Here is a 4671-nt window from a genome sequence, read left to right on the forward strand (position 1 = left end):
GTCAGAATGGGGTTATCAAGTCATTGTCTGCCAGACCCATGACTCTAAGAAAAAAGAGATCGATTATTTGCAGCTTTTAAAGACAAAACAAGTGGATGGCGTCATCATGGCTTCCATCATCAATAAATGGGAAGACGTCGAACCTTACCTGGAGTCTGGACCGATCGTCGTTTGTAACGAATACATGGAGAAAACCCTTGTGCCAATGGTGCACATGGATCATAAAAAAGCCTCTTATGAAGCAACGCTGCATTTGATTGATCAAGGTTGTAAAAATATTGCTTATGTTAGCGGCGGTCCTGATAGTTACTTGACCCTGGAGCGTAGAAAAGGGTTTGAAAAAGCTATTCAAGAACGGGAGAACAGCTTGATAGAAGGGATAAGTATTGACTGGGCGCTCGACGTGAAAGACGGCCAAAAGGTATTTCATTCCATAAAAGAAGATCACCCTTACATTGACGGTGTTTTTACAGGCTCAGACGAGGTAGCAGCAGGCATTATTTATGAAGCGAGTCAGTCTGATTGGGAGATTCCAAGAGATTTGGCTGTCGTCGGGTTCGATAATCAGATGATCTCCTTGTTGATGGTTCCTTCTGTGACAACGGTAGAACAACCTGTGAAACAAATGGCATACAAATCCGTAGAGATCCTGCTTCAGCAGCTCCTGCATCCTGGAACGAAGTATCCGAGGGAGTATGTATATGAACATGAGTTATTAATAAGGAATTCGACGAAGAGAAGAAAGTTGTCGGTTCAATAAAAATCCACGTTATGTGGATTTTTTTGTTAACGAATATACAGCAATTTTCGCTAATATTATCATTTGTTGATAATAAACACCTCTTCTTAGTATTACTTAAGTTTGGATATACATTTTAGATTTTTACCATCGTAATTTTCGATATGAGGTATTGAAATAAATCAATAACCCTGATAGATCGAGGGATGATAAAATAAGCAGGCTAGTAAAAATAAATGGGGTGTTACGATGAATGAATTTTTACAATACAACCCTAATGAAGGTTTATTTTGGGAAAGGGTAAATGGAACAGCCTTCATCTGAACTGGAAAAAGGTCTGAAAGTATTAGTTATCTATGGTGGTGGACCCATTAAACGAAATGGCGTGTACGACGACGTCATGTCCAAACTTAAGAGCTTAAGTCAGAAGTGCACGAACCCTGTAGGATTTATGGTTTTCTGAGAGGGCAGGGAAGGATTTTAATAATCTAAAAAACTCCATAAAAAAAGAGCCTTTTTTTAGGCTCTAAAATGTGTGAAAGGTCTAATCTCTTTCCTGTTCTTTTTAGTCTCTTCTCTAATTTCCCTCTTTAGCTTCTCAATAGCCTCAAGGGTGATTTTAGTTTCTGGTTTCAATCTCGTGCCTCCTTATTTTTCCATATTCTTTAATTTTCAATCTGTTTGCCATGCCTGCCTGTTCTATAGTCCTGCTAGTTTCTAAAACTATCCCTTTTGCAAGGTGTTCTAAGAAGTGCTCTATATCTCCATTTTCTAAATCTATCCTTCTAATAATTTTTCCAATCTCCTGCTGTTCATCCTCTGAGGTACAGGCAAGGATGATTTCTATAGTCTGATGATTGGTGATAGTGTGCCAAGCTCCATTGTGGTCTCTAAATTTCCAAGCCTTCAATTTTAAATCTTTTTTCTTAAAATATACCTCAAGCCATTTCATAAAATCACTCCATTTCTTTTTTTGCACTATCTACCATGATAGAAAGGTCATTATAACTACTCTGAGCATCTTTTAGAGCCTATGTGAGCCCTTGAGTGCTATTACGCTGCAAGTCTTTTGCATGGCTCTTGATAGTCTCTATGTCCACATATAGAGCTTTTCCATAAGCATCAACTAGAAACTCATAATCCTCAATTTCAAGTTTCATCACCTTACTAGAAAATTCATCAATAGCTTTCATCTCTTCATTGATAAAATCAAAATCTATTGTGCTCCTATCTGTAATATCCACATCATAAGTTAAGTGGTATTTAATGCTCCCAACTCTCCAATTAATATTACTTGCTAACCTTGATAGCTCCTGTAAATTCTCTAGGATATTGGAGGGATTATTTTGTTTGTCCAAAATATCCTCAGGGGCTTTATCATCCTCTGGGGAGGGCTTAGACTTGCTCTCTCACTCTTTCTGAGGCTTGTCCAAAATTTGCTCCTGAGTGGGCTCCTGTATCTCTTTAGAAACATCCTCTTTCTCTTCATCTTGAGAGGAGGTAGGAGAGCTTTTCTTTTGCTCCTCAGAATAAGAAGTGGGGACAGATTGTGAAGGGGCAAGTAATAATTATTGAATCTTGTAATAAGTGTAACAATTCTGTAACATTAAAACATTGGTACTTTTGTGCAAGTATGGCAAAAGGTTTTCTTAAGCAGGAAAGGCCTGTCATATCAATAGTTTAAGACTATGGTAATAACGCACTTTTGACTGTACCAAAGCCATTGCTGTCGGTGGAGAGTATGAGGGAGATGTGTGGGAATTGATTACACAGGAGGCGCCGATTGAAAAAGCCCTGACATCACGGATCAGGACTTTGATTCGATTGTTGAAAAGACGTTTATCAAGTCTGGGGTGGGAACGTATAAAGAGCTAAATGGTGAGAACGTTATGGATATTCTAACGAGGTCGATGTAAACCCTTATTTCCAGACTCTTACTAATATAAGGCATTTTTAATGACAGACTGTTGAGCATCTTTCTCAGCAGTCTGTTTTTTAAATGCTATTTGGTGTGATAAGTAGGATAGGGAATTTTCCTATCATCGATTATCCGGTCCACCAAAGCTTTTTGTTAAATAGAGAGGGGTTTTATTTTTCTAATAGGAAAGAATAATAAGAGTACTTTAGCTTGGAGTGATTAGAATGGATGGACAATTGCCAATAGAGCAACTGAGCGTCATCATAACTGCGGTGATTCTAGGTACACTTGCTAGAGTTTGGCTGTTAAAAGAAGACTATCGCCAGTACCCGAGTTATCCAAACGGGTATTTAATTCACCTGATCACTGGGTTTGTTGCCTCTGCATTAGGAGCTGTAGCGATTCCTGCGTTAATGACCAAAAACTTTGTTGCTGTAACATTTTTAACTTTGGCATTACAGCAGTTTAGAGACGTTAGGAAAATGGAAAAGGAAAGTCTAAGTGAACTGGAAAACACAGAGTATACCTATCGTGGTGATGCTTATATAGACGGGATTTCTAAGACCTTTGAAGCAAGAAATTATATCGCTTTTATCACCTCTTTTGTCGTCTCGTTGACGATAACTGCTCTCCCCTTTCCGGTGGTTGTAAATATGGCTCTTGGGGTATTAGCGGGCGTGATTACAGTATACTACTTAAAGCAATTTACGAAAGGAAAGAGTATTGGTGATATTGCTCAAGTTGAGCAGGGAAAGGTAGAAGTCAAGAACTCAAGTCTGTTTGTTGATGGAATTTTCGTTAGTAATTTATTAGGGACGGATAATTCAGAGAAGCTTTTTAAAGAAGAAGGGCTCGCTGTTGTGATCTACCCTAATGAAAACCATTACCGAATCAATCTGGACAATTTTGGCCAGCGGCAGGCTGCTCTTTTCGAAGCCACAAGAGCGCTCGGGAACAAGCGTTATCATTTTACGAGGAAAGATTATGAACAAGGTCGAGTTGTCATTACACTTGTACCGATAAAGCAAGATATCGATGCGCTGATCGAGGTAGTGAAAAAATGTCCATTACTAGAAAGCACGAAGAAATCCCACCGGGTTATGAAGACCAATATGAAGGAGGAACAATAATGGGCAGAGAATCCTCGATGAAGCCACAATATGAAATCCTCGCCTTTATCACATTAGAAAAAAATCGAATCCTTTCAAGCAGCTGCCTAACGTTACTTGCCGAAAATGAGGAAGCTTCCAAGGAAATGACAGTTGACATCGCAAAAGCCATGAAAGCTGATGTCGTTCAATTAAAAAACGGGGACTATATGGTCATCCGTGTTTGATCGGGGTAGCAGCATTTTCTAGTTAGAACTTTTGAATAAGATACGAGGAGACAAGGAATTATACGAAGGTGATGGAGGGAGATAAATCGATGGATAAAACGACAGGTGAGCAAAAAGTAAGTAAATGGTGTCTGGTGAGTATGGCATCTATCCCGCTTGTAATGACACTAGGGAACTCTATGCTGATTCCCGTCCTTCCTATTTTTGAAAAGAAGGTGGATATTACTTCTTTTCAATCCAGCATGATTATAACGAGTTATTCATTAGCTGCCATTTTTTTAATTCCTGTAGCTGGCTACTTGTCTGATCGTTTTGGAAGGAAGATTGTTATTTTGCCAAGTTTAGTTCTTGCCTTAATAGGAGGAATCATTGCAGGGTTTGCTTCTTGGAAAGGAAATGACCCCTATACTATGATTCTGATTGGCCGAATTCTTCAAGGAATTGGTGCGGCTGGAGCAACACCGATCATTTTACCTTTAGTTGGTGATCTCTATAAGGGCGATGACGAGAAAACCAGCTCATGCCTGGGGTTAATTGAAACCTCTAATACATTTGGAAAAGTACTGAGCCCGATTCTTGGAGCGGTATTAGCAGCATTTTTATGGTTTCTTCCTTTCTTTTCAATTTCATTTTTTAGTCTTATATCGATTGCTTTGGTTTTCTTTTTTATTAAAGTTC

Annotated in this window: 7 protein-coding genes; 5 read left to right on the plus strand and 2 right to left on the minus strand. The window is 38.9% G+C overall.

What is annotated here, in order from left to right; all coding sequences use genetic code 11:
* Together LD39_RS05005 and LD39_RS22500 are read left to right on the plus strand one after the other, a co-directional pair.
* Positions 1–760, plus strand: a 760-nt coding sequence (locus LD39_RS05005; RefSeq protein ID WP_035543573.1) for a substrate-binding domain-containing protein, incomplete at its 5' end; no start/stop codon positions are given.
* Positions 761–1043: 283 nt separating this feature from the next.
* Entirely contained in the window at positions 1044–1202 is a 159-nt protein-coding gene (locus tag LD39_RS22500; RefSeq protein ID WP_156112569.1) for a hypothetical protein, read from the plus strand.
* Positions 1203–1358: 156 nt separating this feature from the next.
* Here LD39_RS22500 and LD39_RS05015 read toward each other — a convergent pair whose 3' ends face one another.
* Positions 1359–1691 (minus strand): hypothetical protein, encoded by a 333-nt coding sequence (locus LD39_RS05015; protein ID WP_035543574.1) that lies wholly within the window; start codon positions 1689–1691, stop codon positions 1359–1361.
* A 79-nt stretch (positions 1692–1770) separates the two neighbouring features.
* Positions 1771–2097, minus strand: coding sequence for a hypothetical protein (locus LD39_RS05020; protein WP_035543576.1), 327 nt, complete (start codon positions 2095–2097; stop codon positions 1771–1773).
* 784 nt (positions 2098–2881) lie between these two features.
* Between LD39_RS05020 and LD39_RS05025 the strand changes: the two genes are divergently transcribed.
* The 3 genes from LD39_RS05025 to LD39_RS05035 form a co-directional block, all read left to right on the plus strand.
* Positions 2882–3787: a YIEGIA family protein gene (locus LD39_RS05025; RefSeq protein ID WP_035543577.1), complete on the plus strand. Its 906-nt coding sequence runs from the start codon at positions 2882–2884 to the stop codon at positions 3785–3787.
* Complete coding sequence (locus LD39_RS05030) at positions 3787–3993, plus strand: hypothetical protein (protein WP_035543579.1); 207 nt, start codon at positions 3787–3789, stop codon at positions 3991–3993. The genes LD39_RS05025 and LD39_RS05030 overlap by 1 nt, the downstream gene beginning before the upstream one ends.
* An 89-nt stretch (positions 3994–4082) precedes the next feature.
* Positions 4083–4671 (plus strand): MFS transporter (locus LD39_RS05035; RefSeq protein WP_035543581.1); only part of this gene is annotated, 589 nt, incomplete at its 3' end.

This window comes from Halobacillus sp. BBL2006, assembly GCF_000786645.1.
In the GTDB taxonomy this organism is placed as follows: domain Bacteria; phylum Bacillota; class Bacilli; order Bacillales; family Halobacillaceae; genus Halobacillus.

What these genes read in the sequence shown, in the direction of transcription:
- LD39_RS22500 (WP_156112569.1), top strand. Translation starts at nt 1,044, where the DNA reads ATGGAACAGCCTTCATCTGAACTGGAAAAAGGTCTGAAAGTATTAGTT.
- LD39_RS05015 (WP_035543574.1), bottom strand. Translation starts at nt 1,691, where the DNA reads ATGAAATGGCTTGAGGTATATTTTAAGAAAAAAGATTTAAAATTGAAG.
- LD39_RS05025 (WP_035543577.1), top strand. Translation starts at nt 2,882, where the DNA reads ATGGATGGACAATTGCCAATAGAGCAACTGAGCGTCATCATAACTGCG.
- LD39_RS05030 (WP_035543579.1), top strand. Translation starts at nt 3,787, where the DNA reads ATGGGCAGAGAATCCTCGATGAAGCCACAATATGAAATCCTCGCCTTT.